This window comes from Streptococcus mitis (assembly GCF_026782895.1).
GTDB classification, from domain to species: domain Bacteria; phylum Bacillota; class Bacilli; order Lactobacillales; family Streptococcaceae; genus Streptococcus; species Streptococcus mitis_CB.
Map to the genome: position 1 here is coordinate 120,849 of NZ_JAKUXJ010000004.1, position 17,082 is coordinate 137,930.

Genomic DNA, 17,082 nt, shown 5'->3' on the forward strand with positions numbered 1-17,082 from the left:
GATGAAAATTATTGTACCTGCAACCAGTGCCAATATTGGGCCAGGTTTTGACTCGGTCGGTGTAGCTGTAACCAAGTATCTTCAAATAGAGGTCTGTGAAGAACGAGATGAGTGGCTGATTGAACACCAGATTGGCAAATGGATTCCACATGACGAGCGCAATCTCTTGCTCAAAATTGCTTTGCAAATTGTACCAGACTTGCAACCAAGACGCTTGAAAATGACCAGTGATGTTCCCTTGGCGCGTGGTTTGGGTTCTTCCAGCTCGGTTATTGTTGCTGGGATTGAACTAGCCAACCAACTGGGTCAGCTCAACTTATCAGACCATGAAAAATTGCAGTTAGCGACTAAGATTGAAGGCCATCCTGACAATGTGGCTCCAGCAATTTATGGTAATCTCGTTATTGCAAGCTCTGTTGATGGACAAGTTTCTGCTATCGTAGCAGACTTCCCAGAGTGTAATTTCCTAGCCTACATTCCAAACTATGAATTGCGTACTCGAGACAGCCGTGGTGTCTTGCCTAAGAAATTGTCCTATAAGGAAGCTGTTGCAGCTAGTTCTATCGCCAATGTTGCGGTTGCGGCCTTGTTGGCAGGAGACATGGTGACTGCTGGGCAAGCAATCGAGGGAGACCTCTTCCACGAGCGCTATCGTCAGGACTTGGTGAGAGAATTTGCGACGATTAAGCAAGTAGCCAAAGAAAATGGTGCCTATGCAACCTACCTCTCTGGTGCTGGGCCGACAGTTATGGTTTTGGCTTCTCATGACAAGATGCCAACGATTAAGGCAGAATTGGAAAAGCAACCCTTCAAAGGAAAGCTTCATGACTTGAAGGTTGATACCCAAGGTGTCCGTGTCGAAGCAAAATAAAGAATAGAAGATAGGATGGGGAAACTCTCGACCAGAGGGCTTCCTATCCTTTTTTTGAAAAGAATTCGAGTTAAAAACTTGATAAAGGAGAAATAAAGATGGCAGAAATTTATCTAGCAGCTGGTTGTTTTTGGGGCCTAGAGGAGTATTTTTCACGTATTTCTGGGGTGCTAGCAACCAGTGTCGGCTACGCTAATGGACAAGTCGAAACGACCAATTATCAGTTGCTCAAAGAAACAGACCATGCAGAAACGGTTCAAGTGATTTATGATGAGAATGCAGTGTCACTTAGAGAGATTTTACTTTATTATTTCCGAGTCATCGATCCCTTGTCAATCAATCAACAAGGGAATGACCGTGGTCGCCAATATCGAACTGGGATCTATTATCAGGATGAATCAGACCTACCTGCTATCTACACAGTGGTGCAGGAGCAGGAGCGCATGCTTGGTCGAAAGATTGCAGTAGAGGTGGAGAAACTTCGCCACTACATTCTTGCTGAAGATTACCACCAAGACTATCTTAAGAAGAATCCTTCAGGTTACTGTCATATCGATGTGACCGATGCTGAGAAGCCATTGATTGATGCAGCAAACTATGAAAAGCCTAGTCAAGATGTGTTAAAGGGCAGTTTATCTGAAGAATCCTATCGTGTTACCCAAGAAGCTGCCACAGAGGCTCCATTTACCAATGCCTATGACCAAACCTTTGAAGAGGGAATTTATGTAGATATTACGACAGGTGAGCCACTCTTTTTTGCCAAGGATAAGTTTGCCTCAGGTTGTGGTTGGCCAAGTTTTAGCCGTCCGATTTCCAAGGAATTGATTCATTATTACAAGGATCTCAGCCATGGAATGGAGCGAATTGAGGTTCGTTCTCGGTCGGGGAATGCTCACTTGGGCCATGTTTTCACAGATGGACCGCGTGAGTTTGGTGGCCTCCGTTACTGTATCAATTCTGCTTCCTTGCGCTTTGTGGCCAAGGATGAGATGGAAAAAGCAGGATATGGCTATCTACTGCCATACTTAAACAAATAAAACAGAGAGGGTGGGTGCTTCCCACTTTCTTCATTTCCAGAATACGAATAGAAGGGATTTATGAAACACCTATTATCTTACTTTAAACCCTACATCAAGGAATCCATTTTAGCCCCCTTGTTCAAGTTACTAGAAGCTGTGTTTGAGCTCTTGGTTCCCATGGTGATTGCTGGGATTGTTGACCAATCCTTGCCCCAGAGAAATCAAGGACATCTCTGGATGCAGATTGGGTTGCTCCTTATCTTTGCAGTGATTGGTGTGGTAGTAGCCTTAATAGCCCAGTTCTACTCAGCTAAGGCTGCGGTTGGATTTGCCAAAGAATTGACAGGTGACCTCTATCGCCATATTCTTTCCTTGCCCAAGGACAGCAGAGATCGTTTGACCACTTCTAGCTTGGTCACTCGCTTGATTTCGGATACCTACCAGATTCAGACTGGTATCAATCAATTCCTGCGTCTCTTTTTACGAGCGCCTATTATCGTTTTTGGAGCCATTTTTATGGCCTATCGAATCTCAGCTGAGCTGACTCTTTGGTTCTTGGTCATGGTTGTCATTTTGACCATTGTTATTGTAGGGCTCTCTAGACTGGTTAATCCTCTCTACAGCAGTCTGAGAAAGAAAACGGATCAACTGGTTCAGGAAACACGTCAGCAATTACAAGGAATGCGAGTTATTCGTGCTTTTGGACAAGAAAAACGAGAGTTACAGATTTTTCAAACTCTTAACCAAGTCTATGCTAGATTACAAGAAAAGACAGGTTTCTGGTCCAGTTTATTAACACCCCTGACCTATCTGATTGTAAATGGAACTCTCCTCGTTATTATATGGCAAGGCTATATTTCTATTCAAGGAGGATTGCTCAGTCAAGGTGCTCTCATTGCCCTTATCAACTATCTCTTACAGATTTTGGTGGAATTGGTCAAGCTAGCCATGCTGATAAATTCTCTCAACCAGTCCTATATCTCAGCTAAGCGAATTGAGGAAGTCTTTGCCGAAGCTCCAGAAGACATCCATTCAGAATTAGAACAAAAGCAAGCTACCAGTGATCAGGTTTTACAAGTTCAAGAACTGACCTTTACCTATCCTGATGCGGCCCAGCCTTCTCTGAGAGACATTTCCTTTGATATGAAGCAAGGGCAAATCCTTGGTATCATTGGGGGAACGGGTTCTGGTAAATCAAGTTTGGTGCAACTCATCCTTGGACTTTATCCAGCAGACAAGGGGAGCATTGACCTTTATCGAGATGGACGTAGTCCTAGTAATTTAGAGGAGTGGCGGTCTTGGATTGCCTATGTGCCTCAAAAAGTCGAGCTCTTTAAGGGAAGCATTCGTTCCAACTTGACTCTAGGTTTACATCAAGAAGTAACTGACCAAGAGCTTTGGCAGGCCTTGGAAATTGCACAAGCCAAGGATTTTGTCAGTGATAAGGAAGGACTCTTGGATGCTCTAGTTGAGGCAGGAGGGCGAAATTTCTCGGGCGGTCAAAAACAAAGGCTGTCTATCGCACGAGCAGTCTTGCGGCAGGGTCCGTTTCTCATCCTAGATGATGCGACTTCGGCTCTTGACACCATTACCGAGTCCAAGCTCTTGAAAGCTATCCGAGAAAATTTGCCAAATACGAGCTTAATTTTGATTTCTCAACGGACTTCGACGCTTCAGATGGCAGACCAGATTCTCCTCTTGGAAAAAGGTGAGCTCCTAGCTATCGGCAATCACGAGGACTTGATGAAATCCAGTCAAGTTTATCGCGAAATCAATGCATCCCAACATGGTAAGGAGGACTAGTATGAGACGACAAACTGCAAACCAGACGCTCAAACGTTTGGCAAAAGATTTAGCAAGTCATCCCTTCCTCCTTTTCCTAGCCTTTCTAGGAACTATTGCCCAGGTTGCCTTATCAATTTATCTTCCTATCTTGATTGGGCAGGTCATTGACCAAGCCATGGTGGCTGGTTCTTCATCAGTTTTTTGGCAGATTTTTCTCCAAATGATCTTGGTGGTCATAGGAAATACCCTTGTGCAGTGGGTCAATCCTCTCCTCTATAATCGCCTAATCTTTTCTTATACCAGAGACTTGCGAGAGCGAATCATCCATAAGCTCCATCGTTTACCGATTGCCTTTGTGGATCGACAAGGAAGTGGAGAAATGGTCAGTCGTGTAACCACGGACATCGAACAGTTGGCAGCTGGCTTGACCATGATTTTTAACCAATTTTTCATTGGTGTCTTGATGATTTTTGTTAGTATTCTAGCCATGCTTCAGATTCATCTCCTCATGACTCTCTTAGTCTTGCTGTTGACGCCACTGTCTATGGTAATTTCACGTTTTATTGCCAAGAGATCCTATCATCTCTTCCAGAAGCAAACAGAGACGAGGGGGATTCAGACACAATTAATTGAAGAATCGTTGAACCAGCAGACCATTATCCAGTCCTTTAATGCTCAGGAAGAGTTTATCCAAAGGCTGCACGAGGCTAATGCCAATTATGCAGGTTATTCTCAGTCAGCTATCTTTTATTCTTCAACAGTTAATCCTTCAACTCGCTTTGTAAATGCGCTCATTTATGCGCTTCTAGCTGGAGTGGGAGCTTATCGTATCATGATAGGCTCTACCTTGACTATCGGGCGTTTAGTGACTTTTTTGAATTATGTCCAACAGTACACTAAGCCCTTTAACGATATTTCCTCAGTTCTAGCCGAATTGCAAAGTGCTCTTGCTTGCGCAGAGCGTGTCTATGCTGTCTTAGATAGCACTGAGCTGGCTGAAACTGGTAAGGAAGTCTTGACCAGTGACCAAGTTAAAGGAGCTATTTCCTTTAAACATGTCTCTTTTGGTTACCATCCTGAAAAGATTTTGATTAAGGATTTATCTATTGATATTCCAGCTGGTAGCAAGGTGGCTATCGTTGGTCCGACAGGTGCTGGCAAATCAACTCTTATCAATCTCCTCATGCGTTTTTATCCTATTAACTTGGGAGATATCTTGCTAGACGGGAAATCCATTTATGACTATAGTCGTGCCTCTTTACGACAACAGTTTGGAATGGTGCTCCAAGAAACCTGGCTTAAGCAAGGGACTATTCATGACAATATTGCCTTTGGTAACCCTGAAGCCAGTCGGGAGCAGGTGATTGCTGCTGCCAAAGCAGCCAATGCAGACTTTTTCATCCAACAGTTGCCACAGGGATACGATACCAAACTGGAAAATGCAGGTGAATCTCTCTCTGTCGGTCAGGCCCAGCTTTTGACTATTGCCCGAGTCTTTCTGGCTATTCCCAAGATTCTTATCTTAGACGAAGCAACTTCATCCATCGATACGCGGACAGAAGTGCTGGTTCAGGATGCCTTTGCAAAACTCATGAAGGGGCGTACAAGCTTTATCATTGCCCACCGCTTGTCAACCATTCAGGATGCGGATATGATTCTAGTCTTAGTGGATGGTGATATTGTTGAGTATGGGAACCATCAGAAACTCATGGCTCGAAAGGGCAAGTATTACCAAATGCAGCAAGCTACAGCTTTTAGCTCTGAATAAGCCATTCTAATTTCGAATTCTTATAGATAAAAAAGTTGCCTTTGGGTGACTTTTTTGTTACAATAGCTAGAAAAATTATTCACTGTAATACTCAATGAAAATCAAAGAACAAACTAGGAAGTTAGTCGCAGGTTGCTCAAAGCACTACTTTGAGGTTGTAGATAAGGCTGACGAAGTCAGCTCAAAACACTGTTTTGAGGTTGTAGATAAGACTGACGAAGTCAGTAATCATATATCTACGGCAAGGTGAATCTGAAGTGGTTTGAATTTGAGTATAAATTGTCTTTTAGAAAAGGAGCCTAGAATGAAAGTCTATCAGCATGTAAATATCGTGACTTGTGACAAAGATTTCCATGTTTATCTAGATGGAATCTTAGCCGTTAAGGATTCTCAAATCGTCTATGTTGGTCAAGAGCAGTCAGAGATTTTAGAGCAAGCTGAGCAGATTATAGACTATCAGGGAGCCTGGATTATGCCTGGTTTGGTCAATTGTCACACCCATTCTGCTATGACAGGATTGAGAGGAATTCGAGATGATAGCAATCTCCATGAATGGCTCAATGACTATATCTGGCCTGCAGAAGCAGGATTTACTCCTGACATGACTACCAAGGCGGTCAAAGAAGCTCTGACAGAGATGCTCCAGTCAGGAACAACAACCTTTAATGATATGTATAATCCCAATGGTGTGGATATTGAACGGATTTATCAGGCAGTGAAAGATTCCAAGATGCGTTGTTATTTCTCGCCGACCCTCTTTTCTTCAGGGGCAGAAACAACTGCTGAGACCATTGCAAGAACTCGAGCAATTATTGAGGAAATTTTAGGATATGAAAATCCAAATTTCAAGGTTATGGTAGCACCACATTCTCCTTACAGCTGTAGTAGAGACTTGCTGGCAGAAAGCTTAGATATGGCAAAAGAGTTGAATATTCCTATCCATATCCATGTTGCGGAGACCAAGGAGGAGTCAGGAATTATCCTAAAACGATACGGCAAACGTCCTCTAGCCTTTTTAGAAGAACTGGGTTACTTAGATCATCCATCTGTCTTTGCTCACGGGGTCGAATTAAACGATCGAGAAATTGAACGTTTGGCAACTTCTCAAGTGGCTATCGCTCACAATCCTATCAGTAACCTCAAACTGGCCTCAGGAATCGCTCCAATCATCCAACTCCAAAAAGCAGGAGTGGCTGTGGGAATTGCGACAGATTCAGTTGCTTCCAACAACAACCTTGATATGTTTGAGGAAGGACGAACAGCAGCTCTCTTACAGAAAATGAAGAGTGGAGATGCCAGCCAGTTTCCAATCGCCACAGCCCTCAAAGCTCTAACGATAGAAGGTGCTAAGGTTCTTGGAATGGAAAATGAAATAGGAAGTCTGGAAGTTGGCAAGCAAGCAGATTTTCTGGTCATCCAACCACAAGGGAAAATCCATCTTCAACCCCAAGAAAATATGCTCTCTCACCTAGTCTATGCAGTCAAATCCAGCGACGTTGATGATGTTTATATCGCTGGAGAACAGATTGTTAAGCAAGGTCAAGTCCTGACAGTAGAACTTTAAAAGAAAAATCACGAAAAAATTTTAAAAAAAGTTTGCAAAAATCTTGCATTCTTTTTTTGACTATGCTATACTTATATACGGTTTGAAAAAACTGCCTAAGACAGTAGGGGAGCTCGACTCATAAGTATCCTACCGAGGACAAAACGTATCATGTAAAAAGAAGCGTATTGTACTTTCGTGTCTAGGTTTGGGCGCGTTTTTCTTTTGGAAAAATTCCCCAAGCAAAATAATAACGGAGGTGAACACACTAATGAGTGAAGCAATTATTGCTAAAAAAGCGGAACTAGTTGACGTAGTAGCTGAGAAAATGAAAGCTGCTGCATCTATCGTCGTTGTAGACGCTCGTGGTTTGACAGTTGAGCAAGATACAGTTCTTCGTCGTGAGCTTCGTGGAAGCGAAGTTGAGTATAAAGTGATTAAAAACTCAATCTTGCGTCGTGCAGCTGAAAAAGCTGGTCTTGAAGATCTTGCATCTGTATTTGTTGGACCATCTGCAGTAGCATTTTCTAACGAAGATGTTATCGCACCAGCGAAAATCTTGAACGACTTTTCTAAAAACGCTGAAGCACTTGAAATCAAAGGTGGTGCAATCGAAGGCGCTGTCGCATCTAAAGAAGAGATTCTTGCTCTTGCAACTCTTCCAAACCGCGAAGGACTTCTTTCTATGCTCCTTTCTGTACTTCAAGCGCCAGTGCGCAACGTTGCTCTTGCAGTCAAAGCGGTTGCAGACAACAAAGAAGACGCAGCTTAATCTTAAGCTACGCAGCGTAGCCTAGCTACGAAAATCTATTATAAATTTAAAACATATTTGGAGGAAATAACAATGGCATTGAACATTGAAAACATTATTGCTGAAATTAAAGAAGCTTCAATCCTTGAATTGAACGACCTTGTAAAAGCTATCGAAGAAGAATTTGGTGTAACTGCAGCTGCTCCTGTAGCTGTTGCTGCAGCTGGTGCTGCTGACGCTGGTGCTGCTAAAGATTCATTCGACGTTGAATTGACATCTGCAGGCGACAAAAAAGTTGGCGTTATCAAAGTTGTACGTGAAATCACAGGTCTTGGACTTAAAGAAGCTAAAGAACTTGTTGACGGTGCACCAGCACTTGTTAAAGAAGGCGTTGCAACTGCAGAAGCTGAAGAAATCAAAGCTAAATTGGAAGAAGCTGGAGCTTCAGTTACTCTTAAATAAGAGGCATATACCAATTAGAATTCGGGATACTATAGTATCAGCCTTTTAGAATCGTGAACACATTTTAGAAACTGATAAATTAATTTAGTTTCCTACCAAAAACCCTACCAAAAATTAATTTGGCAGGGTTTTTCTTTTTAACAAATTTATCGTGGAGAACAGTTGAATATTGTTCTCCTTTTTTTATTTTCAGGAGGGAAAATGACAAAAGAATTACAATCATCACGCTATATTGTCATTTCATTTTTAGTACGTGAAATGAGAATTGATATTGTTGAAGCCATCTCTCGTATGGCTGAATTAGAAAAAAGTGGCTTGGTTCGATTGGAATAAAGTGGAGATTTAATACTCAAAGAACTTGGAGGGGCGCTATGAAACGAATTACCGCAAATCAATACCAAACTTCAGAACGGTATTATAAATTACCTAAAATTCTTTTTGAGAATGAGGAGGATAGGAATACTCAACCTATCTTGAAAAGAAAAGTTGAAAAGGTCACATTTCTTTATCATTTTTAACCTTGCTTTACTTGTCTTGGCAGGCTGGGCTGGGCATAAGTGGAAGAAGGGATAGAAAATAATCTGAACAAGTTCAAAACGTATTCCGTTTTTTTAGGACATGAAAAATTTTAGAAATTGATTCTTTCTTAAATTTGAATTTCACTAGTAGTGTAAAGATGATTTTTTCTCTGAATAAAATCTGAATTTTCTCTGATACAATCTCAAATGTCAAGGTTCAATAATTGTTGCTTCAGTAGGTGATGAGGGTCTAGATTAAAATAATCAAGAAGCATTGAAACATTACGTTGGAGAACTTAAGGGGGAGGATTATTCACATATAGATGGGAAAGTTATGGTTATTTCTGCTGGATAAGAAATGATATTGATGGCACTCAAATTATATTATTAAATATTACGAATTTTGTTCAAGATAGTGTAAAATAGATTTATACTAGTTTCTAAAAATTTAATTTACATTACAAACTGATGTATTGAGACTATTCTTTGTCAGAAATACGGAGCATTGCAGGTAGTTCTCTAAAATTTTTTGAGGTGATAGAATGTATAAGATATTAGTTGTAGATGACGATTTTGAAATTTTGAAATTGATGCGAACTATTTTAGAGATGAAAAACTATCAGGTAACGACGTATCAAGAAGTGACTGCACCAATCAATATTAATAATTTCAAAGGATTTGATTTGATTTTATTAGATGTAATGATGCCCAATATAGATGGTATGCAAATTTGTAAGCAGATTAGAAATAAAGTAAGCTCCCCTATTATTTTTGTTAGTGCAAAAGATACCGAAGAAGATATAGTATCAGGATTGAATTTAGGAGGAGATGACTATATTACAAAACCTTTCAGCATCAATCAATTAATTGCTAAAGTTGCTGCAAATCTCAAACGAGAAGAACGATACAAACAAGGTGAATTAAGTAATCAAATTGTTCGAGAATTATCTCCAATAACGATTTATTTACAAGAAAAAATTGTTTGTATTAATGGAGATAGTCTTGCCTTTACAAGTAGGGAATATGATATCATAGAGCTATTATCTAGCAATCCAAGAAAAATTTTTACTGTACAAGATATATATGAAAACGTTTATGATGATGATGCTGAAACCCTCTTTCGTTCAATATCTGAGTATATCTATCAAATAAGATTAAAATTCTCATCCTATGGAATTAATCCTATAAAAACAGTTAGAGGTATGGGATACAAGTGGCATGATTAAGAAGAATAGTACAATTAGAGGACGTATAATAAGGACTGTTTTAGAACTAGTAACAGGTACGTTACTGAGTATACTTTTATTTTTTATATTTACTTATTTACTTGTTTTTACAGGACAATTAAATGTATACGACTCTAAAATTGAAATTTCAGTGAGTGATACCAGCAATTTAAGTGATGTAGTTCAAGCAATGAATAACTCTATATTTGACTATGTTGTATTTAATCGCAAGACAGGTACAATTGAAGAGGGTAATTATCAAAAAAAGGATTTGCCTGCCTATCGAGAAGTTTTTGCTAAAAATGAATCTGTAAGTAATAGTGAGGTGTATTATGGGTATTATGCTAATTCAGAGATTGTACTTACTGTCAGGCAACCCATGATACCTGAGTTTGTTAATCCGAATTTGCGTCACATTTCATTTAATCTATTTTCTTATTTATTTTTCTTCGTTTTCGAAACGATTTTACTCATTTGGTCACTTACAAGATTAATAAAAGAATTTTCAAAAAATTTTCTACTTATACAAAAAAAAGCTTTAAACATGGGGCAGTTAACATTTAAAGAAAAAAACATTCCCGCTCAAATACAAGAGTTCGATGAAATTCTCTCTGTATTATATCAAAAGGACGACGAGTTAACTAATTTACTCAAATCAGAGAGAAGGGAGAAGGAAGATTTATCTTTTCAAGTTGGTGCATTAGCTCATGATGTAAAAACTCCTTTAACAGTACTAAAGGGAAATTTAGAGTTGCTTGAATTAACTAACCTGACTGATCAACAGAAGGAATATACTCAGTCAATGAATAACAGTATAGTGATTTTTGAAAGATACTTTAGTTCAATGATTGATTATTCAAGATTACTAATTGAAGATAAAGATTATGGGGAACAGATATATTTACCTGATTTTTTAAGTGATCTGTCAGTAGAGGCGAAATCTGTAATGAATAATGCAAAGGTTGATTTCAAAATTATTAATACTACAAAATTAATGTTTTTTAAGGGAAATCGTTTTAATTTAAATAGGGCATTAATTAATATTTTAGCAAATGCAGCAAGATATAGTTCTGGAGAAAAAAAAGTTACTCTTACTATCATTGAGGAAACAGAGTATATTAATTTTGGAGTGTGGAACAATGGTCTCCCTTTTACTGAACAGTCCTTATTAAATGCAGATAAGTTATTTTATACTGAGAATAAAGGTAGGAATAATAAGCACTATGGTTTAGGGTTAGCATTTGCTAAACAAGTTGCAACTAGACATTTTGGAGAATTGTTTTTATCAAATCCAGATAGAGGTGGTGCTCAAGTGACGTTGCTTATTAAAAAATAATTCTATAGGGATATATTAGATACCTTCCACATAATAGTTATGTATATAAAAATAGATAATCTTCTAAATTGAGGAATATCTATTTTTTTATTTTTTAAAATTGAAAAGTCTGAACAAATTTTGAAAAATAAAGTGTAACATACAAGTATAAAACAAGGAGGAATTATAGTTATGAATATACAAGTTCAAAAACTTAGAAAATCATATAAGGATAGAGAAGTGCTGAAAAATATTTCTTTTGAAATAAAAGAGGGAAGTATTTGTGGATTATTAGGTATCAATGGTGCAGGAAAATCAACAATTATGAAGATTATTTTTGGTCTTGAAAACGCTGACAGTGGTGAGGTTATTTTTAATGGGGGAAAAAATGCGGGCATATATGAGATTGGAGCGCTTATTGAAACTCCTGCTATCTATATGAACTTAACTGCTTTTGATAATTTAAAAACAAGAGCATTGTTATATGACATTTCTGACGAACGAATTAATGAAGTATTAAACTTGATTGGGTTATCTAATACGGGAAAGAAAAAAGCAGGGAGCTTTTCTTTAGGTATGAAACAACGTTTGGGATTAGGCATGGCAATAATTACTAGTCCAGATTTGCTCATTTTGGATGAACCTACCAATGGATTAGATCCAGATGGTATAAAGGAATTATTGAATTTAATGATTTCTTTAAAGAAATCAGGAATGACAATTCTTTTATCTAGCCATCAACTGTATGAAGTTAGTAAAGTGGCAGATAAAATTGTTATTTTACATGATGGTCAAATTTTTTACGATGGTTCGAATGTTCAAAGTGATGATTTAGAATCTTTATTTATAAGAATTGTTCATGGAGGTGACGCAATATGATAAAAATATTTAAATCAGAATGGTTAAAACAGCGAAAAAATACATCCAAAAAATTCTTGATAATAGCTCCTGGATTGTCGATTTTAATAGCTGTATTACTTGTTGGACCGAGTATTCTAGAAAGTTTTTCAATATATTGGTGGGAAGCCGTCTTTTTGTACACGCTTATTGGATTGTTATTTTTATATGATTATAAAGCAGAAGAAGCTGCAGGAAACTTCCAGAATATATACTTTCGAAATGATAGCATAAAAATATATATCGTAAAGATACTTTTAAAATTAAAAGATTTACTCATTTCGAACGTATGGTTTTTAGCTATATTATTATTTACAAGTAATTTTTTGTATGGCGACTTAATATCATTGAATATAATTGGTGACTTAATTTGTTTAGTACTTATTTCGATAACATCCATATGGGTATTGCCACTCTTGTATCTATTTTCGAAACGGATCAACCCCTATATCTTAGTATCTATTAACTCCTTGATTTGTTTTTTGGTTGCACCTTTTATCGCTCAAAGTAGCTTTTGGTTCTTCTTTCCTTTTACATATCATTATAAAATTGCTTATAGTCTTATGTATATAAAACCGTCAGGAGATTTAGATTTAACAAATCATGTAACAGACGTTAAAATGGTAGTATTTACCGTATTTCTATCATTGATTCTATTTATTGTTTCTTTGTTAATGTTAAATTGGAGGTTAAGTAATGATCCAATTGCTAAAAAGTGAAATGATTAAATTTAAAGGTTCGTATCAACTATACATTATTTTGATTTTGTCTACTATACAACTATTGACAATTCCAATTTACATATTATCTGTAAATAACACAATTGTATTGGAAAATATTATCTTTTTACCCATGTTAGGCTATTGTATGATAACTACGATAATCACTTTATTAGTATCTGAACAAGAAATCAATGCTAATAATTATCAGAATATTAAAGGCTCGAGAAATACAGCCAGTATATGGGGAGCGAAAATTTTTGTGTTAGATTTACTATTATCTTTACTTACTATTCCTTTATGGGTAGTTGTAGGTATAGAGTTAGAACACTTTTCATATTATTTTTACGTAGGAATAGTTAGTTGGTTATTACTAATATTGCTAAATCATTTCCACATGCTATTGACATTGTTTATTGTGAAAGGTGGCAATTTACTTATTGCTGTTGTAGAAAGTTTATTTATATTATTTGCAACAAATAAAGTTTTTCTTAATATTTTTTGGATTCCAGTAATTTTACCAGTTAATATAATTTTAGAAAATAATTTTAGAAGCACAAACTATTTATTAGCTTTAACTTTTTATGTTGTATTATTGTTTGTTGCTAATTTAGTAGTTGTAAGCAGAAAAGGTGTTTAATTATATATTCTGATGGAAATGAATGGAGTGTTAAATTTTTGGATGGAAATTTGGGAATTGTTTTGACTTTACTTTATAACCAAAATAAATCTGTAAAGACATATTGGAGAGAGGCGTTATTGATTTTTGATAATTTAACTATAGAAAATTAGGAGGAGAACTATGAAATTCAAAAAGATCTATCTTTCCGTAATTTTTTTCTTAAGTTTACTTGGATTGACTGGATGCACATATGAGAAGTATGATGTTAAATTTCTCGACTCAAGTTATAATCGATTTGATTATAAAGGAGAGCATTATGGTGTAACTAATCAATTAATTTCATATGAAGATATTGAAAGTAAAGTAAGCAATCATGATGATACTTATGAAATATCTTACGATGATTCCAATAATGAAATAAAGAATGATTTGTTGGAGATTGGTGACTTATATCAGACCAAGAGTAGAGAATTTGCCATAAAAATTGATAGTACTTTCTATAAATGTAGACTACTTGATAATATTTCTAAAGAAGAACTCCTAAAAGTTTCTGACTTATTTTATGTTCACTTAGTAGGAGGATTTGCTATCAATGAGCAAGAAGCCAGAGAGTTGAAGATAGGGGAACAATCATTTACAATTACTGAAGAAATTATTCCAAAAGAAGAGCTTAGTGCTACAGTTGCTAACTTAGATAATCAAGTGAAGTCTGTCACTAGATTATCAGGGGAGCATGAAAGTTGGAAATATGGAGAAATTTGTTCTTTAAAAAATCAGTCTATCCATGAGAAAGTAGCAGTTAAATTGAATGGAGAATATCATTTGGCTTTCTTAAGAAGTTAAACTGGGCAAAAAGTCTTTAAAAGAAAAAACGCCAAATAATAGAGCGACTACATTAGTAGCTTAAAAACATGATTAAACCGCTATTCTTAGGAGTAGTGGTTTTTCTTTTTGTTCAAGAAGGGGCAAAAAAGGGGGCGAGTAAGTAATTTTTCAACTTTTTAATTCAACATAAAAATCCCCAATCGGAGCGATTGAGGATTGAGCAAATGAGTCTTAAACAATACCTTGTGCAATCATAGCGTTTGCTACATTTTCAAAGGCAGCAATGTTAGCTCCTGCAAGGTAGTCTTTATCAAGACCGTATGTTTCTGAAGTTGTTTTAGCTGTGTTGAAGATGTTTGTCATGATATCTTTGAGACGTCCGTCAACTTCTTCACGAGTCCATGAGAGGCGAAGGCTATTTTGGCTCATTTCAAGAGCTGAAACGGCTACACCACCAGCGTTGGCAGCTTTTGCAGGTCCGTAGAAGATACCATTTTCTTTGTAGATTTTGATAGCATCAAGGTCGCTCGGCATGTTGGCACCTTCAGAGACACAGATAACTCCTTGAGCAACCAAACGTTTAGCTGCTTCACCGTTGATTTCGTTTTGAGTCGCACATGGAAGAGCGATGTCATAGTTTCCAGCATAAGTCCATACAGAACCTTCATGATAAGTAGCAGTTGCTTTCTCAGCTGCATACTCAGTCAAACGAGCGCGACGTTTTTCTTTAACGTCAACCAAAAGATCGAAGTCGATACCATTTTCATCGATGACATAACCATTTGAATCAGATACAGAGATAACAGTTGCACCAAGTTCAGTCGCTTTTTGAAGAGCGTATTGAGCAACGTTACCAGAACCTGAAATAACAACTTTCTTACCAGCAAAGCTATTACCGTTAGCTTTGAGCATTTCTTCAGTGTAGTAAACCAAACCGTAACCAGTTGCTTCTGGACGAATCAAGCTACCACCAAATCCAAGAGGCTTACCAGTCAAGACACCAGCATCAAATTGGTTAAGGCGTTTGTATTGACCGTAAAGGTAACCAATCTCACGTCCACCAACACCGATATCACCAGCAGGTACATCAAGTGATGGGCCGATGTATTTTTGCAGTTCAGTCATGAAGCTTTGGCAGAAGCGCATCACTTCAGCATCTGTTTTACCTTTAGGATCGAAGTCTGATCCACCTTTACCTCCACCGATAGGGAGTCCAGTCAAGACGTTTTTAAAGATTTGTTCAAATCCGAGGAATTTCAAAATCCCTTGGTTTACAGTTGGGTGGAAACGAAGTCCGCCTTTGTATGGTCCAACAGCTGAGTTGAATTGAACACGGTAGCCACGGTTTACTTGAACTTTTCCATCACGGTCAACCCAAGGAACACGGAAAGAAATCACGCGCTCTGGTTCAGTAATACGTGCCAAGATATTTTCTTCTATATACTCAGGGTGTTTTTCAAATACAGGTTCCAAAGTGTTGAAAAATTCTTCGACAGCTTGGAGGAATTCAGCCTCGTGCCCGTTACGAGCTTTTACAGTTTCAAACACGCTTTGGATATATTCTTTAGCAGATGTCATATCGTTCTCCTTTTGTTGTTATATTTTATTACATGAGTCATTATAGCAGAAAATTTTTTAACTGTAAAGAGAAAAACAAAAATTTTCTAAAAATTCTATCAATTTAGTTTTGAGACTTTTTGAAAATAGATAAAAACGAACCTTTTTCTTGTAAATATCTTTCTCAAAGAGAAAATCTGAAAATGTGATATAATATTAGCAATAAAAGGAATCTGGAGGATTAGAATCATGGTATCAACGAAAACACAAATAGCTGGCTTTGAGTTTGACAATTGTTTGATGAATGCAGCAGGTGTGGCTTGTATGACGATAGAGGAGTTAGAAGGGGTTAAAAACTCAGCGGCAGGAACCTTTGTCACTAAGACAGCAACCTTGGACTTTCGTCAGGGAAATCCTGAGCCACGCTACCAAGATGTTCCACTTGGTTCTATCAACTCTATGGGCTTGCCAAATAATGGTTTAGACTATTATTTGGACTATCTTTTGGACTTGCAGGAAAAAGAGCCAAACCGAACTTTCTTTTTATCTCTAGTTGGCATGTCTCCAGAGGAAACCCATACTATTTTGAAAAAAGTCCAAGAGAGTGATTTTCGTGGTCTGACTGAGCTAAACCTCTCCTGTCCAAATGTTCCAGGAAAACCTCAGATTGCCTATGATTTTGAGACAACAGACCGGATTTTGGCAGAGGTGTTTGCCTACTTCACCAAACCTCTTGGAATTAAATTGCCACCATATTTTGACATTGTTCACTTTGACCAAGCGGCAGCTATTTTCAATAAGTATCCTCTTAAGTTTGTCAACTGCGTCAACTCTATCGGAAACGGCCTTTATATAGAAGATGAGTCTGTCGTTATTCGTCCTAAAAATGGTTTCGGTGGCATTGGTGGTGAGTATATCAAACCAACTGCTCTAGCTAATGTTCATGCCTTTTATCAACGCTTAAATCCTCAAATCCAAATCATCGGAACCGGTGGCGTTTTGACTGGTCGTGATGCCTTTGAACATATCCTCTGTGGAGCAAGTATGGTGCAGGTGGGAACCACCCTTCACAAAGAAGGAGTTGGTGCTTTTGATCGTATTACTAATGAACTGAAAGCAATCATGGAGGAAAAAGGGTACGAAAGCCTAGAAGATTTCCGTGGGAAATTGCACTATATTGATTAAATGAACTAAAAAGTTAGAA

At 37.6% G+C, this 17,082-nt stretch carries 16 protein-coding genes, 1 pseudogene and 1 other annotated feature; of the genes and pseudogenes, 16 read left to right on the top strand and 1 reads right to left on the bottom strand.

All coding sequences use genetic code 11. The features are described from left to right. Position 1 precedes the first annotated feature (1 nt). The 15 genes and pseudogenes from thrB (at position 2) to MK480_RS04790 (ending at position 14,339) form a co-directional block, all read left to right on the top strand. Positions 2–871, top strand: a complete 870-nt coding sequence (gene thrB, locus MK480_RS04720; RefSeq protein ID WP_049493385.1) for a homoserine kinase — start codon at positions 2–4, stop codon at positions 869–871. A gap of 98 nt (positions 872–969) precedes the next feature. Next, positions 970–1,908, top strand: a complete 939-nt coding sequence (gene msrB / locus MK480_RS04725; RefSeq protein WP_268707262.1) for a peptide-methionine (R)-S-oxide reductase MsrB — start codon at positions 970–972, stop codon at positions 1,906–1,908. Positions 1,909–1,968: 60 nt separating this feature from the next. After that, on the top strand, positions 1,969–3,693 hold the full coding sequence (locus MK480_RS04730; RefSeq protein WP_261086873.1) for an ABC transporter ATP-binding protein: 1,725 nt from the start codon (positions 1,969–1,971) through the stop codon (positions 3,691–3,693). A 1-nt stretch (position 3,694) separates the two neighbouring features. Next, positions 3,695–5,443: an ABC transporter ATP-binding protein gene (locus tag MK480_RS04735; protein ID WP_261805282.1), complete on the top strand. Its 1,749-nt coding sequence runs from the start codon at positions 3,695–3,697 to the stop codon at positions 5,441–5,443. 304 nt (positions 5,444–5,747) lie between these two features. Continuing rightward, on the top strand, positions 5,748–7,007 hold the full coding sequence (locus MK480_RS04740) for a TRZ/ATZ family protein (RefSeq protein ID WP_084923938.1): 1,260 nt from the start codon (positions 5,748–5,750) through the stop codon (positions 7,005–7,007). Positions 7,008–7,083: 76 nt separating this feature from the next. Further along, positions 7,084–7,219 (top strand) — a sequence feature (ribosomal protein L10 leader region). Between the two features lie 38 nt (positions 7,220–7,257). Continuing rightward, on the top strand, positions 7,258–7,758 hold the full coding sequence (rplJ, locus tag MK480_RS04745; RefSeq protein ID WP_001287277.1) for a 50S ribosomal protein L10: 501 nt from the start codon (positions 7,258–7,260) through the stop codon (positions 7,756–7,758). A 72-nt stretch (positions 7,759–7,830) separates the two neighbouring features. After that, positions 7,831–8,199: a 50S ribosomal protein L7/L12 gene (gene rplL, locus MK480_RS04750; RefSeq protein WP_001196965.1), complete on the top strand. Its 369-nt coding sequence runs from the start codon at positions 7,831–7,833 to the stop codon at positions 8,197–8,199. Positions 8,200–8,400: 201 nt separating this feature from the next. Beyond that, the gene (locus tag MK480_RS04755; RefSeq protein ID WP_080976406.1) at positions 8,401–8,532 is read left to right on the top strand and encodes a hypothetical protein; all 132 of its coding nucleotides are present in this window, start codon (positions 8,401–8,403) and stop codon (positions 8,530–8,532) included. 38 nt (positions 8,533–8,570) lie between these two features. Then, a pseudogene (locus tag MK480_RS04760) lies at positions 8,571–8,648 on the top strand (replication initiator protein A); the annotation flags it as partial. Between the two features lie 611 nt (positions 8,649–9,259). Next, entirely contained in the window at positions 9,260–9,943 is a 684-nt protein-coding gene (locus tag MK480_RS04765; RefSeq protein ID WP_049500923.1) for a response regulator transcription factor, read from the top strand. Beyond that, the gene (locus MK480_RS04770; RefSeq protein ID WP_261011196.1) at positions 9,936–11,279 is read left to right on the top strand and encodes a sensor histidine kinase; all 1,344 of its coding nucleotides are present in this window, start codon (positions 9,936–9,938) and stop codon (positions 11,277–11,279) included. Before MK480_RS04765 ends, MK480_RS04770 begins: the two co-directional genes overlap by 8 nt. A 171-nt stretch (positions 11,280–11,450) precedes the next feature. Continuing rightward, positions 11,451–12,137, top strand: a complete 687-nt coding sequence (locus MK480_RS04775; protein WP_261011197.1) for an ABC transporter ATP-binding protein — start codon at positions 11,451–11,453, stop codon at positions 12,135–12,137. Continuing rightward, on the top strand, positions 12,134–12,874 hold the full coding sequence (locus tag MK480_RS04780) for a lantibiotic immunity ABC transporter MutE/EpiE family permease subunit (protein WP_000590350.1): 741 nt from the start codon (positions 12,134–12,136) through the stop codon (positions 12,872–12,874). Before MK480_RS04775 ends, MK480_RS04780 begins: the two co-directional genes overlap by 4 nt. Further along, the gene (locus MK480_RS04785) at positions 12,852–13,514 is read left to right on the top strand and encodes an ABC-2 family transporter permease (RefSeq protein WP_261011198.1); all 663 of its coding nucleotides are present in this window, start codon (positions 12,852–12,854) and stop codon (positions 13,512–13,514) included. Before MK480_RS04780 ends, MK480_RS04785 begins: the two co-directional genes overlap by 23 nt. Before the next feature lie 162 nt (positions 13,515–13,676). After that, a complete protein-coding gene (locus MK480_RS04790; protein WP_084926487.1) occupies positions 13,677–14,339 on the top strand; it encodes a NisI/SpaI family lantibiotic immunity lipoprotein in 663 nt (220 codons plus the stop codon). A gap of 213 nt (positions 14,340–14,552) precedes the next feature. On the opposite strand, the gene gdhA is transcribed toward MK480_RS04790, so the two are convergent. Then, positions 14,553–15,899, bottom strand: coding sequence for an NADP-specific glutamate dehydrogenase (gene gdhA, locus MK480_RS04795; RefSeq protein ID WP_004259670.1), 1,347 nt, complete (start codon positions 15,897–15,899; stop codon positions 14,553–14,555). Positions 15,900–16,127: 228 nt separating this feature from the next. Between gdhA and MK480_RS04800 the strand changes: the two genes are divergently transcribed. Then, positions 16,128–17,063, top strand: coding sequence for a dihydroorotate oxidase (locus MK480_RS04800; protein ID WP_268707263.1), 936 nt, complete (start codon positions 16,128–16,130; stop codon positions 17,061–17,063). Positions 17,064–17,082 lie beyond the last annotated feature (19 nt).